We start from the raw sequence: 344 nt of genomic DNA, 5'->3' as shown, positions 1-344 counted from the left end.
TACTCTCACATGGGTAATCCCACACTACCATCAGCGCTAAGAGGTTTCACTTCTGAGTTCGGGAAGGGATCAGGTGGTTCACTCTTGCTATGGTCGCCAGCACAACTGTTTATGGATACTTGCCTGGGTCTTATTTGATGCCGAAGCGTTTTCCAAATCTGTAACAGACTGGGCTGATTGAATCTTACTTTATCTGTTCATTTTAGCTAGAGGTATAACTAAATCAAGTTGTCTTGCATATTTAAGAATCGATTGATGCTTCATATACAACTGCTTGGGTGTTGTATAGTCAAGCCTCACGAGCAATTAGTATTGGTCAGCTTCACATATCACTATGCTTCCAC

The 344-nt window shown here is 41.9% G+C and carries 1 rRNA gene; it reads right to left on the bottom strand.

Going from position 1 to position 344, the window contains the following annotated elements:
• Positions 1-101, bottom strand: a 5S ribosomal RNA gene (rrf, locus tag C1642_RS15305); the annotation flags it as partial.
• Positions 102-344 lie beyond the last annotated feature (243 nt).

This window comes from Acinetobacter sp. AKBS16 (assembly GCF_002899995.1).
GTDB classification, from domain to species: domain Bacteria; phylum Pseudomonadota; class Gammaproteobacteria; order Pseudomonadales; family Moraxellaceae; genus Acinetobacter; species Acinetobacter baumannii.
This window is presented reverse-complemented; position numbering and strand designations above follow the sequence as displayed.